Genomic DNA, 25,607 nt, shown 5'->3' on the forward strand with positions numbered 1-25,607 from the left:
CGTACCGGCAGCGCTCAAAGATCCCAGTAACCTTCCTTGCTGAATAACTCCGCATAAAAGTCGATGAAGGCCCGCACCTTCGTCGAGACCGTCTTCTTCGGCGGATAGACTGCCCAGATAGCGGGCATTGCGGATGTGGGTTGGACCTCCCACTCCGGCAGCGGCCTGACCAGTTGCCCGTTGCGCATGGCGTCGCCAATTGCCCAGGTTGGCAGCAAGGCGACACCGCAACCGGCTATTGCAAGGTCGAGCAGCGCTCCCGTGTCGTCCGCGCGAATTCGCCCCCGAGGCGCACCGTGACGTGACTGGCGTCTGCCCCAGAGGTGCTGGCCGACGAAAATCCAGCGGTCGTCCGCCGCGAGTGGAAAGCGCAGCGTCACGTGTGTCGACAGATCCTCAGGAGAAGCCAGCGTCCCGGTCCGCGCCACGTACCGCGGACTGGCGTAGACGACGCGCCGGTGCGGTGCCGGCCGGCGCGCCATAAGTTGCGAGTCGGGCAATGCGCCGATTCGGATCGCCAGATCGATGCCTGAGTCGATGATCTTGAGGACGTCGTCGGTCATTACGGCGTCGACGTCGATTTTGGGGAAGCGCTCCAGGAACTCGGGCAGATGGCGAATGACATGGCGCCTGCCGAACGCAGCAGGCATGGTCACACGCAAGAGGCCGCGCGGCGAGCTATTCAAGGCCGCCGTGACCGCTCGTGCTTCTTCGAGGCTCTGCAGCACCTGCAGCATCTGCTCGTAGAAAACCCGGCCGCCTTCAGTCAGAACCAGGCCGCGTGTCGACCGGTTGAAGAGCACGATCGCAAGATCTTGTTCGAGGTCCGTAGCGCTGCGGGAAGCGGTTGAGGTCTTGACGCCGAGCTTAGCGGCAGCCTGACTCAGGCTGCCCAGTTCGGCTGCGTAGCGAAACGCCCGCATCGCGGAGAAATAGTCCATCAGATCGGTGTCCTGATAACGGGTGCGTACCGTGACAGGCGCAATCGCTACCGTCTGAAACGAACAGTAGCGGCCTACCGCCTCTGCCATGCGCCCCGAATGTGCGGCGCCGCGCGCACCGAAGCTATTCCGCATTTGCAAAGCTGATTTCCTCTGTTGGCAGATCTGGCCGGTCAGCGACGCCGGCCCGACAACGATCGACATCCCCGTGCAAGGTCTGAGACAGCGCGGCGCCGACCGCCCGAAAGGCAACGTCCACCCGCTCTCTGAACATGGAGCCACCGTCGGTCATCCGGCGCTCGATACGCTGGTGCTCGCCATGCCCGTGGCATGGAAAGGCACGCTGCAGCAGTACGCTGGCCGGCTACATCGCGAACATTCTGGCAAAACCGGCGTACGGGTGATTGACTATGTCGACGGAGGTCACCCGGCGTTAAACCGTCTGTGGGAGAAACGCCAGCGGGGGATACCGCGCGATGGGCTACCAGGTACGCCTGGCCGGAGACAGGCAGCAACTGGCGCTGGCCCGAAGTGCGAGCGAGGCCGCATTCCCTACCCGTGCGGTTTCTTGCTTGCGCTTCCAAGCGTGCACTTCCCGCCTTTGACGGCCCCATTGTGCACGACCATCGTATTGCACCGGCAGTGCCGATACTCACAAACTGGTCGCGCTGTACTCGAAAAACGACCGCAACATCCTCGACCTGTGCAGACACGGAACTGGGAAGCAAGCGGGTTGTCGATTGGCTCGCGCACGAGCTCAAGGCATCGCTTCGCTGGCCGGCGTACTGTGCTTTGCGAGGTAGCGCGTTAACCAGGGTAACGGCCAAAGGCTACACACGGTCAGGGAACCGCCTCAGAATCTATATCCGACGCCAGCAAAGGTAATCCAAGGGTTCGCGGAAATGCGCGTCCTGTTGGTCAACACGGCTTGCCCGTTGGCCGCAACGGAGGTGACCGTCGCGTTCGTTTTCAGCGGCAGATACGTGACGGAAGCCGCGGCGTACCAGTTCTTGCTGAAGTTGTACGAAACGCCCGCGTTGAACGCGGGATTCCATGACGGGCTCAGCGACGTATCGACATGACCGCCCGGACCTGCGACCTGCTGCAATGCGCCGCCAAAGGTCGGGTTGAGTTCGGTATGCGAGAACCATGTGTAGTTCACACCGACGCCGGCAAACGGGCGCAGCTTCGACTGCGCCGTTCCAAAGTAGTATTTCACGAAGAGAATGGGCGGCCATGACCGCGTGGTGGCCAGCGGCTGCAGATCGCCCAGTTCGAGCGACGGGCCGTGCGAGCCGAACGGGGCCGCCGCGCCCTGCGCGTAAAGCTTGAGCTTGGGCGGCGCACCGCTCGCCAGATCGAGCGCGATGTTGTCGGTGGTGAACCACGCCATCGACAGTTCGGCGGTGAATGTGTTATGGATCTGGCCACCCGTGCCCGCCGACGTAAAGGTGCCAGCGGCCGAAGTGCTTTGCAACGGTGCTGACGACGATTGCCCGAAATCGAGCCACGCCGCGCCTAGACTTGTCACGATGCTTCCCGCGCTCTGGGCCATCGCTTTGCCGGATATCGCCCCGACCATCAGGGCGAGACATGCGAACCTCTTCATCCCGTCCTCCAGTTCACTTATTCGTAGTGCATAGTAAAGGGAATCGTCTGCGTTTCCCGGATTCGCAGCTCGAAGCGCGTAGGCATTCGGTGTCGGCACGCCAGTGAATCGAAAAGCGTCACGCCTGCTCAGTGAACACGTTGCCGGGCTGCCCCTCGAACATTTCGACGAGATACCGTTCCAGCGGCTTTTCCGACGCGGTCTTTGGTATTTCCGGCACCACTTGCACCCACGAAATGACCGAGCTCGCTTCCAGCTTTGCGCGACAGGCGCGGAACACCTGCTGCGGGTCGAAGTCGCTGGCGCGCTTGGGCACGATGGCTGCCACGACGTCTTTCTCGCCTGGCGCACCGGACGCGCCCCTCACGCCATAGACGTAGACGTCCTCGACGGCCCCCGATTCGGCAATCACCTTTTCGATTGGCGCCGGGTTGATGAACTCACCGTTGTGGCGAATCCCCCCGCCCTTGCGGTATTCGAAAAAGAGCCAGCCGTTCTCGTCCTCACGCACGACGTCGCCCATGTGCAGCCAGCCGCCCTCGCACTTCTGCGCCGAAGCCTCCGGATTGCCGAAATATTCGACGTTGAACGGCAAGCCGTCCGCCGGCCTGAACAGCAGTTCGCCCGGCACGCCCTTCGCGCAGTCGTTGCCGTCGTCGTCGATGATCCGATGCTGGAGGCTGGGAGCCGGCTTGCCGATGCTTCCAATGGGACCCACGCCGAGCGGCTTCACGGTGATGCCGCCTTCGGCCGCACCGTAGAACTCGACGATCCCCACGCCGAAGCGTTTCTCGAACGCCTCCCAGATCGCGGCCGGCATCCCGGCGGAGATCACGAAGCGCACGGGGTTGTCGGCGTCATCAGGTTTCGCGGGTTCGCTGTAGATTGCCGTCGTCATGCCGCCAAGCAGAGTGAACGTGGTGCAGCGATATTGACGGGTGATGTTCCACAGGCGCGACTTCGTGAAGCGGCGCGACAGCACGGCGCGCATGCCCGCCGTGAGCGATGCGCCGAGCGTCACGATCTGGGCGTTGGCATGTGTAAGCGACAGTCCGGAGTACGGTCGGTCCCCGTCTGCGTAACCGAACAGCGCCGAAACCGCCGCGGACGTCGCGCAATAGCGTTGATGCGTCATCACGATGCCCTTCGGGTCGCCCGTCGTGCCGGATGTGAAGATCAGTTGCATCGCACCTGCCGGGTCGCGAGCCATGACGGGAAAATCAGGAACATGCGCCGGCAGCAACGCATTCAGGGACGCCACTCCATGGAAATCCGCAAGTGGCTTGCCACCCTCATCCGTTTCCAGTGCGATCACCCAGGACAGCCGCGCAAGTGAGCCGCGGACGGCCATGAGATTCTCGAGCGTATAGTCCGCGGCGATCACGCCACGGCATTGCGCCTGTTCGAGCATGTACGCGAGCTTGTCGCCTTTCGCGCGCGGATCGATCGGCACGAACACGGTGTCCGAAATCGAGGCGGCAACCATCGCATCGACGAATTCCGCGTGATTGGCCATCAATAACGCGAAATGATCGCCGGGACGCATTCCCTGATCGATCAAGACCTGTGCGAGCCGCTGGCCGTTTTGCCAAAGCTGTCGGTAGGTGCGCACTTCGTCGGGCCGCACGCCAGCGCCTTCGACAGTGAGCACGTCGAGGTCCGGCATGGTCTCGACGCGGTTGGCGATCAACGCCGCCAACGTGTTTTCAGGTCTCGTGCTCATGGCACCCAGTCTCCTTGCTGATTCCATTCTGTTTCGGTTGGGCTTTGCGCGACTCGCCGGCGCGGATGGGTATTTCAGCGGCCGAGAATCGTGATGCTAGCCACGGCCTCTTCCACGCCACACAGACCGCCGCCGTTTTCAGCAATCGCGATGCGCGCGCCCTCTACCTGCCGGGCCCCCGCATCGCCGCGCAGTTGCGTGACGAGTTCATGGATCTGGCCCAGCCCCGTGGCGCCTATCGGATGTCCCTTCGATTCAAGGCCCCCGGACGGATTGATCGGAATCCGTCCTCCGATGGTGGTCTCGCCGCGCTCGGCGCACACGCCGCCCATCCCGAGTTCGCACAGTCCCAGCACCTCGGACTGGATGATTTCGCCGATCGCCGTCGCGTCGTGCACCTCGGCGACCGACACGTCACTGGGCGCGACGGCGGCCTGGTCATATGCGCTCGACGAACCGAGCCGCACCAGATGCCGGTCAAGCGCCGCGGCCGGCCGATCGGTGCCCGTCTGGAGCACGGAGGCGAGCACGCGAATCGCCCGCGAGCGCCGGCCCATGAGCATCGCGAGCCCAGCCTCGCTGCAAACGATCGCCGCTGCCGCCCCGTCGCTGACCGGCGAGCACATCGGCAGCGTGAGCGGATACGTGATCGGCGGCGCGCCCAGGATATCGTCAATCGTGTAGGGATCCTGATATTGCGCCAGCGGATTGTGAACCGAATGCCCGTGATTCTTCGCCGATACGGCGGCGAACTGCCGTTGCGTGGTGCCGAACTCGCGCATGTGCATGCGGCCCATCGAAGCGTAGATGTCCATGAATACGCTATAGGGCTTCGTCGATACGCTACCCGCGGGCGGCTCGATGCCGTAGCCCATCTCCAGCAGCCTGCGCTTGCCGTTCTCCGTGTCGTGCACATCCCACGCGCCGTCGAACGAACTGAACGTGCGCGCCTTGTCTGGCGAGAACATCTTCTCCGCGCCCACCGCCAGGACGATATCAGCGGCGCCTGCCTTGACGTAGTTCACGGCAAGATGAAACGCGGTGCTCGCGCTCGCGCAGGCGTTTTCGACGTTGATCACAGGAATCCTGTCAATACCCATCGCACGCAACGCAAGCTGGCCGCGAATCATGTGCTGGCCCTCCATATGCCCCTGCGTGGAGTTGCCGAAAAACGCCCCCTGCACCTGCCTGCTGTCACAGCCCGCGTCAGCAAGCGCAGCTTCCACCGCTGCGCGCGTCAGTTGCTTGACACTCGTGTCCAGATGCTTGCCGAATGACGTCATGCCAACGCCCGCGATGTACACTTCGCCGCTCATCTCTTCTCTCCTACGCTGAGTTCCCGGCGCCACGTCCACCCTGTAAGCCAGGCGCACGTGGCGTTCGCCGCTGCTGTCAAACGCTCTTCACTTCGTACGACAGGTAGCCTTCCTCCGCCAGCGCGGCGACAAGGTTGCGCGCACCGAATGCCCGTGCCGGCGAGACAAAGCCGACCGCGTGCAATTGGTTTCGCAGCACGCGGCGCGCGGCTTCCGCACCGAGCACACCCGTTTGCACATACGGAGAATTGCCACGCAGAATCACGCTGACTGAATTCGTATTGCCCCTCCCCTGGCACGAAAGCGTGCAGCGATTCACGTCCGGGTTCTCGCGCGCGGGTTCGACCTGGGTCACGGCCTTGCCCCATTCGTTGGTGACTTCTTCCTGTTTGGCTTCGTCGAGCATCCGGCACTCTGCCTCGAACTTCTTCAGCAGGCCGACCACGGCGTTAAAGCGCTCCTGGTTGCGGAACGAGACGAGCGTCTGGCAATTGCGCACGCGCGGATCGTCTGCGTACCAGATTGGCTCGCCACCGCCGCCCCACGGCAACGCGTTCAGCAGCACGTGCTCGCCGGGCACATGAACCTGGTACGGCGTGGCCCATGGCCATTGCACCAGCTCGTTGTTGCGCAGGAAGAACTGCTGCCTCGTGCACATCCGCAGAAAGGACATCGTCGACGCGACACTCACTTCGGAGTCGCCGAGATACACCACGTCGAGGGTATCGATGCCCTGCGTTTCCAGCGCAATCTCGGCGGCCAGATTGCCTTCGGTCCACATGTACGAGTTGCCCGGACACAGCGCCAGACCTTTCGCCGCAAAGGCCTCGCCAAAATCTTCTTTGAGCAGCGACATCCAGTCGGTTTCGCCGGTCGTGTCGAAGTAGTGGCAGCCCGCTGCAAGGCTTGCTTCGACTACGGGCCGCCCCAGCTGCATGAACGGCCCGACGATGTTGATCACCGCTTTCCTGCCGTGAAAGAGTTCGGCCAGCGCCGCCGTTTCATGCTCAACGCTAACGCACTGGTAGTCATGCCCTGCCAGCTCTGGCACCTTCGCCATCTCCTCCTCGAGCCGCGCCTTGTTACGACCGGCGGCAATAAACGGAATTCCGCGCTCGGCGAGCTTCCACGCAGTCAGCTTGCCGGTATAGCCACTCGCTCCGTAGAGCACCACGTCGTATTGCGTTGCCATTTCCTTGTCTCCTTCCGCTTTATTCAAATGTGTGAGCACAACCTGTCGTCAAAGCAGTTCCGGGTCGATCAGGTAATAGCCACCCTTGATCGCAAGGACTTCGTTGCAGCCATCCTCGATCAGCGAAGCGCGTGCATCGCGCCAGATCTTTTCGATCGGATACTCACGCGTCAGTCCGTTGCCGCAAAAGATCTGCAGCGCGTCGTTGGCGACCTCGAACGCGGTCTGGGTCGCCGTGATCTTCGACGTCATCGCTGCGTGCAGCGACGGCTGCTGCGCCGTGAAGTTGTAGTGCACGACGCGCTGTGAGAGCGCGCGTGCCGCCTCCACCTTCCGGAACATGTGAAAGAGCCGCGACGCGACTGACTGGTGGCGGATGATCGGCAAGCCGCCCTGCTTGCGTTCATGCGCATAAGCATGGGCAAGCTCGAAGGCCGCGCGCGCGGTGCCGGTGAACACGGCGCCCATGATCGCGTTGGCAAATGTGTGGATCGCGTAGACGGCGTCGAGATACTGGTCGGGGCCCGCGAGGACGTGATCCTTCGATAACCTGACGTTCTCGAAGAAGAGCTCGCCCTGGTTGAGCGCGCGCTGGCCGATCTTGTCGAGTGGCTTGCCACGCGATACGCCTTTGGCGTCCAGCGGAACGATGACCACCGCGCCGCGCTTCGTGTCGACGCCCTCGCCGCTGTCCGCAGCGCAATAGAGAATGCACACTTCCGCTGCAATGCCGTTGGACACCCACGCCGACTTTTGCCCGTTTATGATGACTTCGTCGCCGCGCAGCGTCGCGACGCAATTGGGGCGGCCGTACGTACCCTGCGGATGGAAGATCATGCCGTTCGCGTCGAGCATGTCGGAGCCGTGATCGGGCTCCGTGATCGCCCAGCAGCCAAGCTTGTCGTCCGGCGTGAGCGAGCGGCAGAACGTGTTGCCGAACACTGCGCTCAACAACGCGGGAAGGAGCCCTGCGCCGTGGGTGATGGCGAGCCCGGCGTCGCCCCAGCCCAGTTCCTCGAAGAGGATGCACATCGTCTTCGCGCGCTCGGCAGGTTCGAGCTCGAGTAGCCCATCGACGCCGAACCCGAGCCCGATGATCTTATTGCGAGCCTCCCAGTACGGCGAGCCCGGTGCGATGACCTGTTCGGGCGTCATGCGGTCGAGCTGGATGCCCGTGGGGCGCATCACTTCCTCCGCAAAACGATGAACCGTCTGTTGGACCATCTGGCCCATCTCGGACAACTCCGGCTCCGCGCCGAGCGGCCCGAGCTTGTGAACGGCGATGGGTTGATTCGTGGCTGACATGTCTCCTCCTTCGAGGCTAGTGGGAGTATCATTTTTTGAACGATGCATCGATCCCGTTGCGCGCTGACCGAACTTCAAGGAGTGACCCATCCGCGGGTTGCCTGAACGTTGGTGCTTCCATGAGTTGATAGTCGCTCTGCGCGGCGCTTGACCCTAGCCCCCGTATGGGGGAGCACGACCGCGCAAACAGGGGTCGCAGTCAGGGTGAACCCGAATACCCGCAGGTACTCCCGCAATTACTCAATACAGTCCGGAGACAGCCCTGAACACGTCAGCTTTGTTCCCCGCCACGAAGGTTTTGCCGCCACGTGCGCCCGCGCGCCTGGTCGACCGTCCGAGGTTGATTTGTCTTGCTGACGAGGCCGAAAACAAACGGCTCGTCGTGATCAAGGCGCCCGCCGGCTTCGGCAAGACATCGCTGGCGCTGGCATGGTTCGAGCGATTGCGCATGGGCAACGCACAGGTCGCATGGCTCTCACTCGACTCCGACGACGACGAACCGGCGCGGTTCCTCAATCATCTGGCGCATGCACTCAGGCATGCCTGCAGTGGTGTCGGTGCATCAGCGATCGGCCTGACGGCCCAGGCATCGCTCGTTCCCGCGCAAACGGTCCTGTCCACGCTGATCAACGAGCTCGTCGACGTGGGCGATGAGGTGTATCTCTTCCTAGATGACTATCACGTCATCAGCCTTTCTGCGGTTCACGATGCCTTGTCGTTTTTCGTCGAGAACGCTCCAGCCAATGTTCACGTGGTGATATGCACCCGCACAGCTCCCGCGCTCCCGCTCGCACGACTGCGTGCGTACAACGAGATACTCGAGATCGAAGCGCCGATGCTGCGCTTCACTTTCGACGAAACGCAGCGCTTCGTCGAATCCGAATGCCCGGGAAAACTCGCCGCCGCGGACGTCAAGTCGCTCCTCGCCAGCACCGAAGGGTGGGCCGCCGCGCTACGCATTTCCACATCGGCGCTCTCACGCGAAACATTCAAGCCGGGGCGTGAGTTCATCGCGCCATCTGGTGCCTCACGACACTTCGCGGCCTATCTGGAGGACATGCTCGAGCGCCTGCCAGCAGAAACGGTCGCGTTCATGCTGCGGACGTCTATACTTGACCGGTTGACAGCGTCACTGTGCGAGGCCGTAACAGGCGTGGCGGCGAGCCAGCGCACACTGGAAGACGTGGCCGCGCACCAGCTATTGCTTGAACCGATAGATCTCGAAGGACATTGGTTCCGCTATCACCATCTGATGCGCGAGTACCTGCGCCAGCGGCTTGAAAGGCAATATCCCGTTGAAGTGGCTGAACTTCATCGCCGCGCTTGCGCCTGGTACACGGACCATGAACTCTGGACGGACGCGGTCCGACACGCCATTGCTTCGGGTGCTACCGAAGACGCGCTTGCGTTGATGGGCCATTGCGCAATGGCCCTCGTCAGGAATGGAGACCTGCTTACGCTACTTGGCTGGCAGCGCCACTTTCCTGTTCAACTGATGCGCGCGCAAACAAGGGTTTCGCTGGCGATCGCATGGGGCATGGCACTCGCAATGCGCTTCGAGGAGGCGCTTTTGATGCTCAAGGAAGTTGAGCACGACGCGCAAGACGGGTGTGCCGATTCGGGAGCGATTCTTCTGGAATGCCAGGCGATTCGCTCAGTTGTCGCCGCGCTTCAGGACGATGCGCTAAAGGCGCTCGTGCTGGCTCAGGGCTGTCTCGCGCAGCCGTCAACCGATGTCTGGACAACAAACGTCGTTTCCAACGTCGTGCGTTTCGGGCAGTGGAAAGCGGGCAACCTCGAAGCGCTCTACGCGACTCCCTGGATCCCCTATTCAATCGACGAAGATCAGCGCAACATGTTTTCCTCGGTCTATCGCCTTTGTCTGCTCGGCCATGCCGAAATGCAGCAGATGCACTTCCCACTGGCTGAGCGGTACTTCCTCGATTCCATGCAGCTCGCCGAGCGATACGCCGGTCCCCAATCCACCTCGGCGGCGTTGTGCGCGCCGATGATCAGCCAGATACGCTACGAACAAGGCCGGCTGGACGAAGCGGAAGCCCTGCTCGTCGATCTCATGCCCGTTATCGACGCCGCGGCCTTTCTTGACTGCGTGTTGATCGCGTACCGGGTACTCGTGCGAATCGCGGTCGACCGGTCCAACCCTGGTCAGGCCTATGCTCTCCTGGATCGTGCCTATGCACTGGGTCATGCGCGCGGATGGGACCGGCTGAAAGCCGCCGCTCTTGTGGAGCGGACACGGCTCTATCTCGCCGAAGGAAGGATCACGGAGGCCAGCGTGTGTGCCTCGCAGCTTCATCAGCTTGCCGCGTCGGTAGGTGAGCGCACGCAGTTGGTTTCGCCCGAGATCGAGACGTACCGGGCGATCGCCGCAGCGCGTTTGTCGATCGCGCAGAAACGGACGGAAGATGCTGTCGGGTTATTGAATACCGCGTTGCGCAGTGTCGAAAATCGTCGCAATGATTATCTCGCGTTGCATCTACGAATTGAGCTATCACTCGTCGCGATGGCGACGGGAAAGCGAAACCTCGCGATCGCGGCGTTTCGCGGTGTGGTGACCACGGCGGCGTCCGCAGGCATCTTTCGGTCTATTCTCGATCAGGGACCGGAAATCGGCCCGCTGCTACTCGCCCTGCGCGAAGAGGGGCCGAGCCCCGCAAGTACGGCCGACGCAGCGCCCTATATCCATGCTCTGCTCGACGGCTGGCGCGCGCGGTATGAGCCTGAGAGCAAACCTCACCGCGACGCGCAAAGGGACTCATTAAGCCCAAGGGAACGCAGCATCGTCGCGTTGATCGCCCAAGGACAGTCGAACAAGGAGATTGCACGCACCATCGGCATCACGCCAGAAACCGTCAAGTCTTATTTGAAGAACATCTTTGTGAAACTGGGCGTCGAAAAGCGTGCGCAAGCGGTCGCGCGCGCGCAGGAACTCGGGCTAATGGAAGGTATCTCGACATCACGCATGGGTGCGACGTGAAGTTGCATAGGAGATTGTTTCTGTTGGTCTCGGCCAGCATGCGTTCTCGGTATCGAGTTGGTATGAAGCCGCCGGGACAATATAGAACCTATCCGGTTTTTTGTGTGCAAGGCGGTTTAACAGACCCTAACCAGGGTCATGCGCTCCGGTGAGTCGGTCAAAATGGCCGGCGACAAGGAACCAGAGGATGACGAAACGAAACCGACGGACACGCTCACCGGCGTTCAAGGCAAAGGTGGCACTTGCGGCGCTCAAGGGCGACAAGACGCTTGCAGAGCTGGCCCAGCTATTTGATATCCATCCGAACCGGATCACGGACTGGAAGAAGCTGCAGCAGCAGGTTTGCCTCCCACCGTTCGATCAAGCTGACCGTGCCTAGCGCGAAGAGTTCGCTCTGAGTGTAGACAGCGCCGGTCGGATTGTTGGGCGTATTCACGACAAGCCACTTCGTGCGAGGCGTAACCGCTGCCTCAAGCAATTCGGGCGTCTGCTTGAACCCATCCTCCTCAGCGCCCGCGACCCCGCTGTCGCAAATCAGATTTGCGGCGCCGAGCCTTCCTTTCCTCGCGTGTTCCCCGCAAGATTATCCGCTGCCTCTACCGTCGTAGGGTGCGGCACGTCGAAAGGACGGTTCATCGCTCAGGAGCATTGCATGGCAACAGTCAAAAGCGAAACGAATGATAGTACCCAGCGCCCCGATTCGTCCCGGCGCAAGATGATCATGGGGGGCGGCATGGCCGCTGCGACGATGCTCTTTGCCGGGGTTGCGAAAGCCGAACCCACATCCGGTCGGAACGCAACCGTCGACGGTATTCCGGTGCCGATGCCGCCCGAGGATAAAACGGCCGGACCGATCGTCGCCGGGCGCGACACCAAACTGGCGGGCCGCGTCGCGGTCGTGACCGGTGCCGCGCGCGGCATCGGGCGTGCGATCGCTGTCGAATATGCGGCGAACGGTGCGGATGTGATCGCCATTGATATCGCGGCGCCCGTAACCTCGGCCTCGAGCGCCGTACCGGCGACGCCGGACGATCTCGCGGAAACGGTCAGGATGATCAAGGCGTACGGTGGCCGCGCGGAAGGCATTCGCGCGGACATCCGCGATATTGCAGCACTCCGTGCCGTCGCGGACGGTATCAACGAGCGCTTTGGAAAGATCGACATTGTCGTTGCTAATGCCGCGGTGCAGTATTGGAAGCCACTTCTCGAGCTACAGGACTCCGAATGGCGTGATGTCATCGACAACAATTTGAACGGCACGGCGAACACGATCCGCGTATTCGCTCCGAAGATGGTGGCGCGCAACTACGGCCGCATTATCGTCATCTCCTCGATGCAAGGGCGCCACGGCTCGAAGGACGCTGCAAGCTATTCGGCTTCGAAGTGGGGTATCTTTGGCCTGATGAAGTCCGCCGCACTCGAACTTGGCCGCTACAACATCACCGTTAACGCGATCACTCCGGGGCTCGTCGGCACCGCGCTTACGTTCTACGACGCGCGGCTTTCGGAGAGCATCGGCGAAACCGGCTATCACAAGCCGAACGGTCCGTTGACGCCGCAAGAGGCCTGGGACCGTCGCGCAGCAACCATGCCGCTCGGTGTTGCATGGCTGCAGCCGGAGGACATTTCGCCGGCCGCCGTCTATCTTGCGTCAGAAGGTGCCGCCATGATCACCGGAGCAGAAATCGAGGTGACGGGCGGTGACAGCGCGAAGAGTATCTGACGCCCCGGCGCGTAGTCATCATCCGCGACAGCGCTCGTTCCGCGGGAAGCGGCAAGATCCGCAAACTCGTCGTTCGCCTTCGCTCCATCGCACTCCGAATAGTGAACCTGGCCGCCCAGTCATTGAGCTTACGCACCTGCGAATGTTTCGCTCATGCGTACGCACCGCAGATCCGCAATACAGGCTCATTTCCGGCATGGCCGCAATTAAGCGGTATTGAACAATACGTCATCCGGCTGACGGCTGCTCACCACACGGCCCGTGGCGTGCTGCATCGCCCTCTGGTTACAATAGGTTACATAGAGTGGTCTTCGTAAAAGATGGTAAGTATCCGCGCTGAGGCGCCGAAAAAGTCGGCCGACTTGGCTGCTATGCTCCATTCAGTCGCGCAGTTCTGCCGTGTTTTGCCCGCGTAACCCAAAAACGGACTCTGAATTCCGCTCCACAGACCCGCACGCGCGCACTCTGATTGCCTCGTGATCATGCTGTTGCAAGTCGCGAACTATGACAGTGGTGGGCGCTTCTATCCGAGTGCCGAAAGCTTGCTGCACTGTGCCGGTCCTTTTCATCGAAGCTAACAACGCGCGACGAACCAATGCCTCCACTCTTTACCAAGGTCGAAGTCTCTAAGACAGCCCGGGTTCAGCTTCGCCCGATCGAGATGTCCGACGCCCAAAGGATATTCGAAATCTGGTCCGATCGCGAAGTGATGCGCTTTTACGACATAGCGCCACTAAACAGCATCGAAGATGCCCGGCTGCTTGTCTCAGCTATGGTCAAAGAGCTGGCGGAAGGATTAAGTGTGCGCTGGGCCATCGTATCGAATTGCGGCATGCATTTCATTGGCTCATGCGGGTTTAGATTCGATACCAAGTTCTATTCAGCAAGTATTAGCTTCGAATTGGAACGTCACTCATGGCGACAGGGATTAATGCGCGAAGCTCTAAACGCGGCGATCGCCCATGCATATGACCACTGGCAAATCAACCGTATCCAGGCGGTAACGAACCGCGACAATTACGCCTCGATTGGACTTCTAAGAAGCCTGGGATTTGTGGAGGAAGGTGTTATGCGGCAATGGGGCTACTGGAAAGATGCATTTCACGACGTCCATCTTTTCTCCCGGATCAGGGCCGATCAACGGGCAATGCAGACATCGCTGCCTGCATGAGGGTCACATGCCGACGGTCGCGCGCAGGACTGTTCCAGTGCGATGCTCACTCTACAGGCTCAATTCATTGCGAGAAGTGTCACACGTACTGCTGGGCTAATGGAGAATCGGAGTCCCTTCAAGGTGATTACACGTTCGTTTACCAGTGCGATCCACCGTCGAGACTTACTGCTACGCCGCCCTCAGGAAATTCTCGCGCCTATGAAAGGACAGCGACAAATAACCGATCTCGATTGACGAGGAAAGGCATATCAGTCCCTCGGCCAGTTTCGGACGTTCGCTAGCTTCAGCAGAATGGTCGACAACGTGGCCGAGACCTTTGACGCGTCAGTTGACCCATCAAGCGGCTGATACATCCGCTTTACGCGAAGACCGGCTCATGAATCTCCTGGTTTCCGCACCCAATCAACGGCGGTCAATCCAGACCGTCTGGATGTTGGAGAATTCATGCAAGCCGAAGCTCGAGAGTTCCCGGCCAAACCCGCTCTTCTTGACCCCGCCGACAGCAACCCGGGGATCGCTTGCGACATAGCCGTTAATAAATACGCCGCCGGTTTCCAGCTGCGCGGCCATCTCGTTGGCCAGTCCCATGTCTGCGGTCCAGATCGTTGCACCCAGGCCGAATTCACTATCGTTAGCGAGCTGCAAAGCATGTTGTGCGTCGCGCGCAACGATCAGGGACGCGACTGGCCCAAAGAGCTCCTGGCTGAACGCCGTCATGCCCGGCTTGACATCCGCCAATACGGTCGGCGCGTAGTAGTTGCCTTCGCCCGCAATCTTTTCTCCACCCAGCACCAGCCGCGCGCCTTCGGCCACCGTTGCCTGCACCTGGCCATCGAGTTCGTCGCGCAGGTCGTAGCGGGCCATCGGGCCGATATAGGTGTCCTCGCACAACGGATCGCCCACCTTCAACGCCTTGACGGCCGCCACGAACCCGTCTTCGAAAGCCTTCGCAACCGATTGTTCGACGATGATGCGCTTGGCGGCGAGGCACACCTGGCCGGTGTTCTGGAAACGACCGACGACGGCGGCCTTGATCGCTGCGTCAAGGTCTGCGTCGGCAAGCACGATAAACGGATCCGCACCGCCGAGTTCGAGAATGCACTTTTTCAGCGCGGCGCCGGCTTGCCGGGCGATCGCCGAACCCGCCCTTACGCTTCCCGTGACGGCAACGGCCGCGATCCGGGCATCTGCGATGACTGCGGAGACATCGTCAGGCGTGATGTTCAAGACCTCGAACACGCCTTCCGGCAGGTCCGTCGCCGCGAACGCGTCGCGCAGCAGATACGCGCTGCCCATCACGTTCGGCGCATGCTTGAGCACGTATGAGTTGCCGGCGAGAATCATCCCGACGGCTCCGCGCAGCACCTGCCAGATCGGAAAATTCCATGGCATCACTGCAAGGACCGGCCCCAGCGGGCGGAACTCCTGCCGCGCCTGCCCGCGATCGACTGTCACGGTTCGCGGTGCGAGAAAGCCGGGGCCGTTTTCGGCATACCACTCGCAAAGATGGGCGCACTTTTCAATCTCGGCACGCGCCTGCGCGATCGGCTTGCCCATCTCCCGGGCCATCATGGCGGACATTTCCTCACTGCGTTGGCGCAGCGCGCTCGCCAACTGGACCAGGATATTTGCGCGTTCCGCTACCGGCACATCACGCCACCGGCTAAACCCGGCAACGGTGCGGGCGAGCGCCCGCTCGACCTCCTGTGGATCCTGGAACGGGTGACGGGCGAAGACTTCGCCAGTCGCCGGATTACGCGAGACTGCATGGGTGATGGCTTCCGCTTGCACGTTTGCTCTCCTTGATCAATGGTGGGATGAGCGAAACGATACGGGCTTTACGAGCCAGAAAAAAGTGAATAATTTTGACCAACTTATTCTCTATTTGAGAACGGGCAGGAGCGGCGATTCCGCGGCTTCGAGACAGGTATCGACGGTGGAACCGGGGCGCGCCAGCACCTCCAGCAATGCGTTGAGGCTGGGCATACGCAATCCGGCACGGCGGATCAAATAAATCTGGACGTTTCGATACCGCTCGACGAGCTCATGAGCCTTGACGTTTTCTCTGGAGGGCATGTTTTGCAGCATGCTTCGCGGCAACAGCGCCAGTCCTGCGCCCGCGGACACGCAGGCCAGCATGCCGTGGTAGGACTCCATTTCAAATATCTTGCCCGGTGAGCTGCCGTCGTCGCGAAACCAGGCTTCGAACAGGCGACGGTAGGAGCAGTTCGAGCGGAAGGCGTAAATGTTCCGCCCGTTGACGTCACGGGCTCTCCTGATCGCAGGATGATTGGCCGAGGAAACCAGCACAAGCTCCTCTTCGAAAACAGGTGTTTCCTCAAGCGATGGATGACTCACGGGGCCGTCGACGAACGCCGCAGCAAGCCGCCCAGCCAGGACGCCATCGATGAGCTCCCCCGATGCTCCCGTCGAGAGATCGAGCACGACATCCGGAAAGCGCCTGTGATACTCAGCCAGCACGGCCGGAATTCTCACAGCAGCGGTGCTCTCCAGCGATCCAAGCGCCAGGGGTCCCCTCGGCTTGCTATCCGTTACCGACTGTCGCGCTTCATCAGCCAGGTCCAGCAGGCGTCGCGCGTAATCGAGGAAGGCCCAGCCATGGGTGGACAAACGAAGCCGCTGCCTTTCTCGTATGAAGAGATCGACACCCAATTCGTCTTCGAGCTGTTTTATGCGCGCGGTGAGGTTGGAAGGCACCCTGTGCAATCGCTGCGCGGCGGCCTGGATGCTGCCTTCCTCCGCGACGGCGCGGAACATCGCCAGCTGGGAGAAGTCCATCATTCGCTTCCCGTGAACAAGTTCGTCAATATTATTCGCTTTTTACTGCGAGCAACAGGCGTTATCGTGAGTTACCTCTTTCCGGAACCAGGAAGCATCCAGCTTTACCGCGACCATGAACGCACGCATCAATTCGTCCATTCTCCTGCGCCCGGACCTGCGCTTTGCAACCCTTCCTTCCGGCGTTTCCATGCCGTACGTGCAGCGCGGAACGGGCGAGACGCTCCTCCTCGTACATGGATCATTGTGCGATTTTCGGTACTGGGAGTCGCAACTCGGGCCCCTTTCCGCCCGTTACCGCTGTATCGCGCCAAGCCTGAGCCACTACTGGCCGGGCATCGACGCGGGGGCGTGCGATGAGTTCAGCTGGCGTGCGCACGTCAACGAACTGGCCGAATTCATCATGGCATTGGATGTCGGCTCCGTTCACCTGCTAGGGCACTCGCGTGGTGGATGCATCGCGTTTCACGTTGCGCGCGAGTATTCTCGGCTGGTTCGAACGCTGACGCTTGTGGATCCCGGCGGTCCGACGAGCAGCGGCACTAGCGGCCACTCGGCGCTTCCGCCGGCCATCAACGCGCTACGACAGAAGGTCGCGCTGTTGATCGAGCACGGCGCGATCGAGACGGGCTTGGAGTTGTTCGTGGACTCCGTGAGCGCACGGGGGGTGTGGAAAAGGAGCAGCGCCGCATTTCGCACGATGGCCATCGATAACGCGAGCACACTCTCCCGGCAGTTCCGTGACCCGCTGCCGCCATATACGGGAGAGTTGGCGGCCGAGGTCAAGTGCAGAACGCTCCTTATTGAAGGCGCAAAAAGTCCGCGGATGTTTCGCAGCAACGTAGACAGCCTCGGGCGGTGGATTTATCAGGCAGAGCGGCGCTGTATCGAAGGCGCCTCGCACGGGATGAACATCACGAAGCCTCGCGCTTTCAACTCGCTGGTCGGCTCTTTTCTCGGCGGATGACCGCTTTCCCAAAACATGAATGTCAGCATCAAATCACATTTATTGCGAACTATGCCACTGCATTCGGCAATGCTATGCCGTGCTTCTTGAGCTTTGTGTAAATATCTTCTCGATCCAGGTTGAACCTGTTGAAGATGAAATTGCATCGATTGCAGATGCGCCCTATCAACGCGCCTCATCCACACCGCGCGCGGTGTCCGCGTCGTGCGCGGCCGGCCCGAATAACTGGTCGACCTTCATTGAATCGTGGAGCGATTCGCCGTCCTTCACACCGTCCTTGAAGCCTTTTATGGCAAAACCAAGGTCGCTGCCGATATTGCGGAGCTTGCTCGTGCCGAATACGAGAGAAACGATGGTCAGCACGACAAGCCAATGCCAGATACTGAGGGAACCCATGACAAACAAACTCTCCCTGAAAATGTATCGAAACTGCGCTGGTCACGACTTGAAACGTTCCGCTCCTTCGCGGCCATGCAGGCGCTGGATGGATTTCACCAGCGCCCCATTACTCGACCATTGCATCTCGGCCCTATCGTGATTACGATTGAAACGTTCGACAACGCAGCTTCACGATTCATCGCACGAATTGCGGGAAGCGCGCTGTCCAGCTGGGGTAACCGGTTTATCTGATACTCTTTTTATCAGCTCCATCGGGCACCGTCGTCGATGTCTTTATGGAACATTAGAACTACGTTAAATAAAAAGAAAAATGTGGCCTTCCGATGGGTATGGCAGCAGCGTAACCCTTGGTCGTCAATACGACTTCATGGTCGACTACGTTGCGCCTCTTAGCGCAATCGGCTCCGGTTTTGCTGCCAATCAAAAGCACTACAAGTACCAGGAGCGGCAGATCGGTGAGATCGACCTCGAGGTCGCGCAGCAACTCGCCGACGACGATGTCGAACAAAAGACTGTTGAGCATCCCGGGTATCGGGCCGATCACTGCTAGTGTGCGTGCCTCAGAAATCGGCGATGGGCGGCAGTTCAGATGCAGTCGCGATTTCACGGTCCCCTCGGCCTTGTTCCCTGCCAGTACAGCACGGGCGGCAGATCCAACCTTCCCGGCATCAGTCGACGCGGCGACAAGAAAATCCGCAGTCTCCTCGTCCAGTTCGCCAAGGCCTACATGCGATGCCTGCAGAAGCGATCAGGACGGACCCAACGCTGCTGACACGACGCCACTCGAACGTGGTGGCGTGCGCGCTGGCCAAAACAAGCTGGCTTGCACCGCCTGGCCGATCGTTGCTCGTCATACCACGTATCTGATCCAGAACTTGCGACAGCATCGGCTTGAACGAACGCAGGCTAACTCTGGCTAACTCTTTCTGGTTCTGACGCCGGTCGTCTCCGCGCGCGGCGGCAGTTATGGCGACGCGCAGGGAAAAATCGACTGGCTGGCCGAATGCTTTGAAAACCTCGCGCCGTCGACCGCGCCAGTTCCCGTGTGCCGGCGTTTGCGGACGTCCGTCGCAAGCGATCCCGGCGATCTGGGCTTTCGACGTTACGAATCCGGCCTTGAGCTCGAGCGGGCGAGCACCCTGTTCCTGTCGCACTATCGGCCAACCGCATCGATCCGCGAGGAAGTCGGTCGCGAGCCTGCTTCTCTCAAATTGCGGATATCTGATCAAGACGCCTTCATATCTCTCGGTCTGGGCGAAAATCTTCAACCCGTCCCTGCGGGTGAAGCTCGTCGCGCCTCCACGCGAAAACGCATTCTGGTTTCCCGATAGCCAGATCTGGACCGAGCAGACAAAGCGCGGAATCGACCTGGCCAATCCGGGCATCAGATTCGAGGATTCTGATTCGCTTTTTAAGGGGACGACTGCGTGAGAGGGTCTCCCACCCGCCCTTCCTGTTTTTTTGGATACCTTGTCGAACGTTATGACCCGTTGTGACGTTCTCCCCGGTCCGCTTCTCGAACAGCGCTCGTCTTTCCGCCCTCGCGTACGACGGCCCTTGCAAGTTTGTCTAGACGAAGGCCCTTGAACGATGCCTGGCGCACGACGCCATCGGCTGTCCATTCGGCGAACTACACCTCCGCGACCATTCGGGGCTCGGCCCGTCGCTCACCTGCGGCGGCGCGTCGTGACCATCGTCGTGACTTCGTCGCGGCGACGTCACAGGGCGCTGCCATCGTTTCCAGCGGTACGAGGCGCCCCCAGAGATCGCGCGGTGCGCGCATTCAAGCCGGTCCCCACGCTGCCGGCGTCGTGCAGCTTTCCGCCGTCATGCTACCCAAGCGGGAGGCTGCCAATTTGCCCTCTTTCCCGCCGCGGGCCGTAGAGCCGCAGATCACCATTTCCTGACCCAGTCGGTTCGCACTGCCCGGCGCCATGCGTCTGCCGGGCCTGCGAGGAAAACCGCCGAACATTTAACGCTGCCGTCGGTTTCAACACGGCCGATGGTATCCAGGAATAGCCAGTCATTCCTCCACCTGCTTTCTATGCGTACTCACAGGCACGAAAAATGCTGACTGGCTCAGCCGTGCAGTCTCCCGAGTTTTTTTCTCCTGGGCGCTACGACCTGACGCGCCTTCGTTGACTGCGCGGCGGCGCACAGAGAAACGTCGCATCATCGCTCTATATTGACCCCGCGTCGTAGCGTCGAAGAGAAATATTAAAACCCTAACCAGATCGACCACTGCTCATGGCTCTAATAAAAGTCAGCGTTGGCGAAGTGCGGATAAACAAACCGGTACGATTCCCGATTTATTCGAGCAGCGGCAAACTGCTCCTGAACGAGGGGCACCGCATTGAGTCCGAGCGGCAACTCGAACGCCTTTTTGCCGAAGGCGCATTCCGCGAGGACGGCGCCGGGAGGCCGGCACCGGGTACGATGGCAGCAGACTTGCTGCTGCTTTCCACTGCGGAACATCGTGCTCATGCGGAAAGCCACGCGCTTTCGGGTACCGGGAGTTTTCCCAGGCTCCCGCAGGTTTTCGAGGGGTTCCAGCTAACCGTCGACGACGCCCCACACCTCGCCATGACGGTCGCATTCGTCGGCATACTCGAGGGCAAGGGACTGCTCGTCAGCGCACCCGATTGCGACGCGCTGGCGCCTGGCGTGGCGGTGCACGGCAGGCTGCTCTTCGGTCGCGACGTCTGCGCGTTCCGCACGCGTGTGGCGGCGCGAAGCGTGGAGTTGGGTGGGCTCGTTTTACTGGACTCTCCGCAGAACGTGCGCAGGCATCCGGTCAGGCGCCATCGCCGCGTGCAGGCCGCGATTCCCGCGCGCGTCATCAGGAACGATTCGGAAAGCTTCGAGGCAAAGGCGGTCGATATCAGCCTGGAGGGCGTAGGGCTCACGTCCGACACGCTCCTCCTCGAAGCTGGCGAGCATTTCCGGCTCGCACTGCGTCTCACCACCGAAGGCAAGTCACACTCGCTCCTGCTCAACTGCGTCGCCCGCAACATCAGGGCAAACTCGAACGGTTTTGTCTTCGGCGCGGAGATCCGTGCTGCGGCGGTAGAGGCCAGAGCGGTGCTGCGAAATTTCGTGTTCGAGACGGCCACGGGAACCACGTTCTGAGCGCCTGCGCTTGGACACGACGCATCCCTGTCGATTCGGTAATTGAAAGGGGCCATCGGTGTCCAGGTCAGTGCGCGAAACGCGCAGCGAAAGCGGAACGTTGATGGGCGACGCCGGTTGGTGGGCACTGTGTTTGAGCTATGTGCTCAGTCAGTTTTTCCGCAGCTATGTGGCTGTCATCGCGACCCAGCTTATCGGCGACTTCCGGTTTTCAGCGCAGATGTTCGGCTGGTTCGCGGGCACCTTTTTTCTTGTATTCGCGTTGGCGCAAATCCCTATCGGCATGATGTTCGACCGTTTCGGGGTGCGCATCACAACCACTGCCTTCATGGTGCTCGGCACCCTCAGCGCGGGCGTGCTTTCGTGCACCGGGAGTCCGTGGATCGCCATCGCCGCGCAGGCCGGCATCGGATTAGGCTGCGCCCCCGTGTTCATGGGGCTGCTCAACTACGTGCTGCGCAGCGGCGCGGGCATGCGGCAGCAGAGCGCGGTGACGATCGCCAGCGCCATCGGTATGGCGGGCGCGCTGGCCGCAGCATGGCCGCTGGGCCGCGCGACGGCGCTCTTTGGATGGAGGCCCGCGATGTTGGCCGCGACTGCCGCGATGTCTTGCGCGACGCTTGGAGTCGCCCGGTTCGTGAAGCGAAGCAACCCTTTGGGCCACGGATCATCCCCCCTCCCCGGCAATCCGCCCGCGCCAACGCCTTCGGGCGGCCGATTCTGGACACTTGCTCCCGCCTGCCTCGCGATGTCGGTTGGCGGCACGTTCCGCACGTCCTGGGGAGGCCCTTATCTCGCGGACGTATTTGGTTTCGACCTGCTCGCGCGCGGCAATGCGCTGACGGTCACGAGTCTGGTCGGCGCGGGCGCCTCGTTTTGCATGCCGTTTCTGGTGCGATTCTGGACGCCGAAATCGCTGTCACTGCTGTGGCTGATCCTCGGCGCACTGGCGGCCCTGACGCTGGCCGCGGTCCCGGCAGCCAGCAGCGTGCTGAGCGTCGCGCTAATCTGCCTGCTGTTCTCGGTGGGTGCGATTCACCCGCTCGTCATGTCGCAGGCACGTGCCGTGGTGCCGGCGCATCGTCTCGGGCGCGCGCTTGGACTGCTCAACAGCCTCGTCTTCCTCGGCGTCGCGTTGGCCAACGTGGGCTTTGGTTGGCTCGCGGGAGAAGCGCGCACCGCGCACGCCACAGCGGCGCAGGTCTACGCGTCGCTCTTTGCCGTCACTGCCTTTCCGCTTGCGGTCGGGGCGATCGTTTTTGTTTTCAGCCCGCGGGCGCATAGATGACACTTCAACCATCGAGAAAGCGGGTGACGCGATGCTTCATTCCAACCGCGCCATTGCGCTTGCGGACCTGGGCAGGACAGACGACGCAGAACTTTGCTACCGGGGCTGCCTCGCGCTCGACCCGTCGTACGCGGATGCTCACCACCATCTGGCGATTTTGCTCGAGAAACGCGGTGACAAGCAGGGACTCGTGCGTCACTTCAACGCGTACTGGGCATCAGGGAAATGCGCCAATGCATCAATCGAACACACGAAGCGCATCGGCACAACGCGCGCCGCGCCGGGCATGCGCCAGCGGCGACTCACGTACCCAGGCACATCTCGAACCCGCGTTGCCGCGTGCAATGCGGCTTGCCCCGTCCATCAGTGATCCGCTGGCGCCGCACCTGCTACTACTCGAAAAGGTCCGGCGCGCGGCGTCTCGCTTTGACCTGCTGCACTTTCATCTCAGCTTCCCCACGTTCTCGCAACTTGCCGTACCGTTCGTCTCCACCCTCCATGGTTGTCTGGACCTTCCGGAGTTACAGCCGGTGTTCGACGCGTTCCCGGACGCCCCGGTCGTCTCGATTTCAACTTCGCAGCGCTCCCAGCTTCCGCAGGCCAACTGGCTCGGCACGATTTACCGTGCGCGCCGGCTCCCAGAATTCGTCCGTTCGACCATCGGGGCATCCGGCCCTCTCCCACAAGCGATAGGCGACCAGACGAAGCTCATCTTCGTAATCTGCATATCCATATTCATCCTTGCAACGTATTCAACAGAATTCGGAACTCCCCGCCATGCAATCGTGTCAAGCCAAAAATACAGACTCTGGCTCCGCAGCAGGTCGTGAATCCGGGTGCATCGTCCAAACACTTTGCGGGAATGACGGTTTCCCTGTGAGCCCCTCACTGAGGTGCAATTCTGAGCCTGACAACCGAAGCGGCGACAGGGGAGACGAATTCTGCGCGCACCGTATCGCCGACCCTCAGACCGTCGAGCGAAATCGCCGGGCCAGCATCGAGTTCCTGTGTTTGAGTCGGGCCGCGGAGCGTGACCTCCCGGTTCTTCCGGTCGGTTTTCAGCACCGTCGCTATTACCTCGGTTTCGATACGCTCGCGAATACCGCTCGAAGCTATCTTGCTCAATCGCGTCAGAATTGCGTTTCTATACGTAATACTGACCGTATCTCCGGGCTGCAACTTGTCTACACCCGTGACGTGGGGGCCCAGTTCAAACACGGCCATCTCGCCGCTCGCGTCGCGCAAGGTCAAGCTGGTGTGCGAACGGTCTATTCCGGCGACACGAGCCTGAATATGTCGAAGCGCCTGCTTGTCGACTGCGTCTCGCCCGATGCGGGTCCCAGGGTCTTGAGCAGTAGCTGGCCGATATGACAATAGGCCGATTGCGATTGCAGCAGCAACGACAATCAAATGCACACAGCCCGTTCTGGTTCCACGCATAACCGCTGCCTCAAAAATACAGCCGACCTGATAATCATAGACATAAATGCGCTCTTTGGTTGCGGTGCCCGCGTGGTGAACGGGGTCACGAAATGGTCGCGCCGTCGGCGAAAGTTCAACATAAGTTTATGCTGGCATCCTTACGGCTGGCGTCCCTACATCGCTCATGTCCGGAAGAAGCTGGCGCGGTTCGGGACCGGTCTTCCCTCGATAAAAGGGACTCGCTCGCCGAGCCGGCGCGCGACTCGGCAGATGAAGCGCCTGAGTGCGAAGTGGAGGGCGCCGCCCAGTGACCGGCGTCGCGTGATTGATACAGATAAAAAAGTGGCTGGGGCCAGCGTCACATTCGCCATGGCAAACCCCTAAGCGCAGCGCGTAGACAGATACCAAGGCGGCATGTAGCTTGCTGTAGCTTTGCACACATCTTTAAGGAGTCCATCATGGCAAACCAACCGACAGAACAAGTCGCTCCAGACGACAAATCCGAAAAAAGTGTCGACGCGGCGGTCGAAGACACGTTTCCGGCAAGTGACTCACCGTCGACTGGGGGCGTAACCCGGATTGAGTCCAACGAAGAGGCAAGTGGCGATACTGCCGACCAAAGTGATGTTCCCGGCACGGAGCCGGACGAGGACCTCCCCGACGAAGAAACGCCCGCGGAGCCTTCTCCCGGCGATACTCCGCCGGACGAGGAAGCGCCGAAGGGAGATAAATCCGAGTAATGCGCACGGGAGGGTTGCCCGGATGGTGCAAGCTTTCTCGAAGTTGCCTGCGTCTCGTACGAAAACACTTTGCCCCTCCCCGGTTCGTTGGGGTCCAGATTTCAAACCGCGGCCCATGGCGAGAATTCAAGCCCTGGGATTCGCAACGCAGCGTTCCCGCATGAACTCTGAACCCTTTCCTCGCATCGTGGCCGCCGGTTGCGGCGTGGAGGGGAATGCCATTGAGTGCGTGATAACGCGCGAAGCGCTAGAACATTATTTCTGGCTGGGACCGCGGGCGTGTGAAGCCCGGTTGTTAAAGACTTTCCACGATGCGTACGCCCCGATACGGGCGATGGCAGAAAGAAAGCTGCTAGCGCAACATCAAACTTCTCTCACGCTGACGGTAGCCGATTTCGAGCACTCATAACACAACAGCTTCAGTCCCGCGGGCCGAGCGCTGTGCTCATTTTTTGATAATCACAGGGCGTCCGTGTGACTACCACGCTTTCTTGGTCTATTCGTTAGCAACAACCTGTTAATGCCGCCGACCATCCGGCCGGTACCGGCTCGCCTGGCAAATCGGACACAGAACAGCATGTGCTTTCTGTTTCAGTCGGTGAGGACGGACCGATTGTCAACATGCTTCCTGAGCAAGTCTCTGGCGTTGCAGCCAAGGGGACGCCGCGTATCGGCGACCGGCGCTGCGCCGATGCGCGGCCACGACGTGCCCTCATTGCGCGCCTGACGCGGCGGTATCCGACGCCCCCTTGGCATGTGGGTCTTCTTGAGGCATGCGCGTCGGCGACTTCGGGGTCGCCGTGCCTTTGGATGAGGACCTCGTGCCCATCGTCCCACTAGCACCTGGCGTGTTCATCCCCGCGCCGCCTTGTCCTGCCGTGC

Annotated in this window: 20 protein-coding genes and 4 pseudogenes; 12 read left to right on the plus strand and 12 right to left on the minus strand. The window is 61.0% G+C overall.

Going from position 1 to position 25,607, the window contains the following annotated elements; genetic code table 11:
• Positions 1–14: 14 nt before the first annotated feature.
• The 6 genes from M3I53_RS19135 to M3I53_RS19160 form a co-directional block, all read right to left on the minus strand.
• Positions 15–941: a LysR family transcriptional regulator gene (locus M3I53_RS19135; RefSeq protein WP_254317476.1), complete on the minus strand. Its 927-nt coding sequence runs from the start codon at positions 939–941 to the stop codon at positions 15–17.
• Between the two features lie 853 nt (positions 942–1,794).
• Entirely contained in the window at positions 1,795–2,550 is a 756-nt protein-coding gene (locus M3I53_RS19140) for an OmpW family protein (protein ID WP_254317450.1), read from the minus strand.
• 118 nt (positions 2,551–2,668) lie between these two features.
• Positions 2,669–4,273 carry an AMP-binding protein gene (locus tag M3I53_RS19145; protein ID WP_254317451.1) on the minus strand — a complete coding sequence of 535 codons (1,605 nt, stop codon included), beginning with the start codon at positions 4,271–4,273 and terminating at the stop codon, positions 2,669–2,671.
• A 74-nt stretch (positions 4,274–4,347) separates the two neighbouring features.
• A complete protein-coding gene (locus M3I53_RS19150) occupies positions 4,348–5,589 on the minus strand; it encodes a thiolase family protein (RefSeq protein ID WP_254317452.1) in 1,242 nt (413 codons plus the stop codon).
• Positions 5,590–5,665: 76 nt separating this feature from the next.
• Positions 5,666–6,781 (minus strand): trans-acting enoyl reductase family protein, encoded by a 1,116-nt coding sequence (locus M3I53_RS19155; protein WP_254317453.1) that lies wholly within the window; start codon positions 6,779–6,781, stop codon positions 5,666–5,668.
• Between the two features lie 48 nt (positions 6,782–6,829).
• Positions 6,830–8,086, minus strand: coding sequence for an acyl-CoA dehydrogenase family protein (locus tag M3I53_RS19160; RefSeq protein WP_254317454.1), 1,257 nt, complete (start codon positions 8,084–8,086; stop codon positions 6,830–6,832).
• 277 nt (positions 8,087–8,363) lie between these two features.
• On the opposite strand from M3I53_RS19160, the gene M3I53_RS19165 reads away from it, so the two are divergent.
• The gene (locus M3I53_RS19165; protein ID WP_254317455.1) at positions 8,364–11,084 is read left to right on the plus strand and encodes a LuxR C-terminal-related transcriptional regulator; all 2,721 of its coding nucleotides are present in this window, start codon (positions 8,364–8,366) and stop codon (positions 11,082–11,084) included.
• Positions 11,085–11,271: 187 nt separating this feature from the next.
• Positions 11,272–11,409: pseudogene (locus tag M3I53_RS19170) on the plus strand (transposase); the annotation flags it as partial.
• A 42-nt stretch (positions 11,410–11,451) separates the two neighbouring features.
• Here M3I53_RS19170 and M3I53_RS19175 read toward each other — a convergent pair.
• Positions 11,452–11,622, minus strand: a pseudogene (locus tag M3I53_RS19175) (aminotransferase class I/II-fold pyridoxal phosphate-dependent enzyme); the annotation flags it as partial.
• A 114-nt stretch (positions 11,623–11,736) separates the two neighbouring features.
• Between M3I53_RS19175 and M3I53_RS19180 the strand changes: the two are divergent.
• Entirely contained in the window at positions 11,737–12,807 is a 1,071-nt protein-coding gene (locus M3I53_RS19180; RefSeq protein WP_254317456.1) for an SDR family NAD(P)-dependent oxidoreductase, read from the plus strand.
• A gap of 595 nt (positions 12,808–13,402) precedes the next feature.
• Complete coding sequence (locus M3I53_RS19185; protein WP_254317457.1) at positions 13,403–13,978, plus strand: GNAT family N-acetyltransferase; 576 nt, start codon at positions 13,403–13,405, stop codon at positions 13,976–13,978.
• Between the two features lie 405 nt (positions 13,979–14,383).
• Here the strand turns inward: M3I53_RS19185 and M3I53_RS19190 are convergent, their stop codons facing one another.
• Entirely contained in the window at positions 14,384–15,772 is a 1,389-nt protein-coding gene (locus tag M3I53_RS19190; protein WP_254317458.1) for an aldehyde dehydrogenase family protein, read from the minus strand.
• A 90-nt stretch (positions 15,773–15,862) separates the two neighbouring features.
• A complete protein-coding gene (locus M3I53_RS19195) occupies positions 15,863–16,783 on the minus strand; it encodes a LysR family transcriptional regulator (RefSeq protein WP_254317459.1) in 921 nt (306 codons plus the stop codon).
• A gap of 112 nt (positions 16,784–16,895) precedes the next feature.
• Between M3I53_RS19195 and M3I53_RS19200 the strand changes: the two genes are divergently transcribed.
• The gene (locus M3I53_RS19200; protein ID WP_254317460.1) at positions 16,896–17,747 is read left to right on the plus strand and encodes an alpha/beta fold hydrolase; all 852 of its coding nucleotides are present in this window, start codon (positions 16,896–16,898) and stop codon (positions 17,745–17,747) included.
• A 165-nt stretch (positions 17,748–17,912) separates the two neighbouring features.
• On the opposite strand, the gene tatA is transcribed toward M3I53_RS19200, so the two are convergent.
• Positions 17,913–18,143: a Sec-independent protein translocase subunit TatA gene (gene tatA, locus M3I53_RS19205; RefSeq protein WP_254317461.1), complete on the minus strand. Its 231-nt coding sequence runs from the start codon at positions 18,141–18,143 to the stop codon at positions 17,913–17,915.
• On the opposite strand from tatA, the gene M3I53_RS19210 reads away from it, so the two are divergent.
• The 4 genes and pseudogenes from M3I53_RS19210 (at position 18,120) to M3I53_RS19225 (ending at position 22,563) form a co-directional block, all read left to right on the plus strand.
• Entirely contained in the window at positions 18,120–18,377 is a 258-nt protein-coding gene (locus M3I53_RS19210; protein ID WP_254317462.1) for a hypothetical protein, read from the plus strand. The two genes, tatA and M3I53_RS19210, sit on opposite strands and share 24 nt — an antisense overlap.
• Before the next feature lie 196 nt (positions 18,378–18,573).
• Positions 18,574–19,041 (plus strand): annotated as a pseudogene (locus M3I53_RS19215) (transposase); the annotation flags it as partial.
• A 1,541-nt stretch (positions 19,042–20,582) separates the two neighbouring features.
• Complete coding sequence (locus M3I53_RS19220) at positions 20,583–21,275, plus strand: PilZ domain-containing protein (RefSeq protein WP_254317463.1); 693 nt, start codon at positions 20,583–20,585, stop codon at positions 21,273–21,275.
• A gap of 103 nt (positions 21,276–21,378) precedes the next feature.
• Positions 21,379–22,563: a nitrate/nitrite transporter gene (locus M3I53_RS19225; protein WP_254317464.1), complete on the plus strand. Its 1,185-nt coding sequence runs from the start codon at positions 21,379–21,381 to the stop codon at positions 22,561–22,563.
• A 4-nt stretch (positions 22,564–22,567) separates the two neighbouring features.
• Here the strand turns inward: M3I53_RS19225 and M3I53_RS38660 are convergent, their stop codons facing one another.
• Complete coding sequence (locus tag M3I53_RS38660; RefSeq protein WP_375542551.1) at positions 22,568–22,762, minus strand: hypothetical protein; 195 nt, start codon at positions 22,760–22,762, stop codon at positions 22,568–22,570.
• Positions 22,763–22,853: 91 nt separating this feature from the next.
• Between M3I53_RS38660 and M3I53_RS19235 the strand changes: the two are divergent.
• Positions 22,854–23,207, plus strand: a pseudogene (locus tag M3I53_RS19235) (glycosyltransferase family 4 protein); the annotation flags it as partial.
• 241 nt (positions 23,208–23,448) lie between these two features.
• Here M3I53_RS19235 and M3I53_RS19240 read toward each other — a convergent pair.
• Positions 23,449–23,979, minus strand: a complete 531-nt coding sequence (locus tag M3I53_RS19240; RefSeq protein WP_254317466.1) for a hypothetical protein — start codon at positions 23,977–23,979, stop codon at positions 23,449–23,451.
• 464 nt (positions 23,980–24,443) lie between these two features.
• On the opposite strand from M3I53_RS19240, the gene M3I53_RS19245 reads away from it, so the two are divergent.
• Positions 24,444–24,725 (plus strand): hypothetical protein, encoded by a 282-nt coding sequence (locus tag M3I53_RS19245; protein ID WP_254317467.1) that lies wholly within the window; start codon positions 24,444–24,446, stop codon positions 24,723–24,725.
• 160 nt (positions 24,726–24,885) lie between these two features.
• Positions 24,886–25,134, plus strand: coding sequence for a DUF1488 family protein (locus M3I53_RS19250; RefSeq protein WP_254317468.1), 249 nt, complete (start codon positions 24,886–24,888; stop codon positions 25,132–25,134).
• The last annotated feature ends 473 nt before the right edge of the window (positions 25,135–25,607 follow it).

Source organism: Paraburkholderia sp. CNPSo 3272 (genome assembly GCF_024206495.1).
Lineage (GTDB): Bacteria > Pseudomonadota > Gammaproteobacteria > Burkholderiales > Burkholderiaceae > Paraburkholderia.

Coding starts and splice junctions, on each gene's coding strand:
- M3I53_RS19135 (WP_254317476.1), bottom strand. CDS start 941: ATGGACTATTTCTCCGCGATGCGGGCGTTTCGCTACGCAGCCGAACTG.
- M3I53_RS19140 (WP_254317450.1), bottom strand. CDS start 2,550: ATGAAGAGGTTCGCATGTCTCGCCCTGATGGTCGGGGCGATATCCGGC.
- M3I53_RS19145 (WP_254317451.1), bottom strand. CDS start 4,273: ATGAGCACGAGACCTGAAAACACGTTGGCGGCGTTGATCGCCAACCGC.
- M3I53_RS19150 (WP_254317452.1), bottom strand. CDS start 5,589: ATGAGCGGCGAAGTGTACATCGCGGGCGTTGGCATGACGTCATTCGGC.
- M3I53_RS19155 (WP_254317453.1), bottom strand. CDS start 6,781: ATGGCAACGCAATACGACGTGGTGCTCTACGGAGCGAGTGGCTATACC.
- M3I53_RS19160 (WP_254317454.1), bottom strand. CDS start 8,086: ATGTCAGCCACGAATCAACCCATCGCCGTTCACAAGCTCGGGCCGCTC.
- M3I53_RS19180 (WP_254317456.1), top strand. CDS start 11,737: ATGGCAACAGTCAAAAGCGAAACGAATGATAGTACCCAGCGCCCCGAT.
- M3I53_RS19185 (WP_254317457.1), top strand. CDS start 13,403: ATGCCTCCACTCTTTACCAAGGTCGAAGTCTCTAAGACAGCCCGGGTT.
- M3I53_RS19195 (WP_254317459.1), bottom strand. CDS start 16,783: ATGATGGACTTCTCCCAGCTGGCGATGTTCCGCGCCGTCGCGGAGGAA.
- M3I53_RS19200 (WP_254317460.1), top strand. CDS start 16,896: ATGAACGCACGCATCAATTCGTCCATTCTCCTGCGCCCGGACCTGCGC.
- M3I53_RS19210 (WP_254317462.1), top strand. CDS start 18,120: ATGCCAGATACTGAGGGAACCCATGACAAACAAACTCTCCCTGAAAAT.
- tatA (WP_254317461.1), bottom strand. CDS start 18,143: ATGGGTTCCCTCAGTATCTGGCATTGGCTTGTCGTGCTGACCATCGTT.
- M3I53_RS19220 (WP_254317463.1), top strand. CDS start 20,583: ATGGCAGCAGACTTGCTGCTGCTTTCCACTGCGGAACATCGTGCTCAT.
- M3I53_RS19225 (WP_254317464.1), top strand. CDS start 21,379: ATGGGCGACGCCGGTTGGTGGGCACTGTGTTTGAGCTATGTGCTCAGT.
- M3I53_RS19245 (WP_254317467.1), top strand. CDS start 24,444: ATGGCAAACCAACCGACAGAACAAGTCGCTCCAGACGACAAATCCGAA.
- M3I53_RS19250 (WP_254317468.1), top strand. CDS start 24,886: ATGAACTCTGAACCCTTTCCTCGCATCGTGGCCGCCGGTTGCGGCGTG.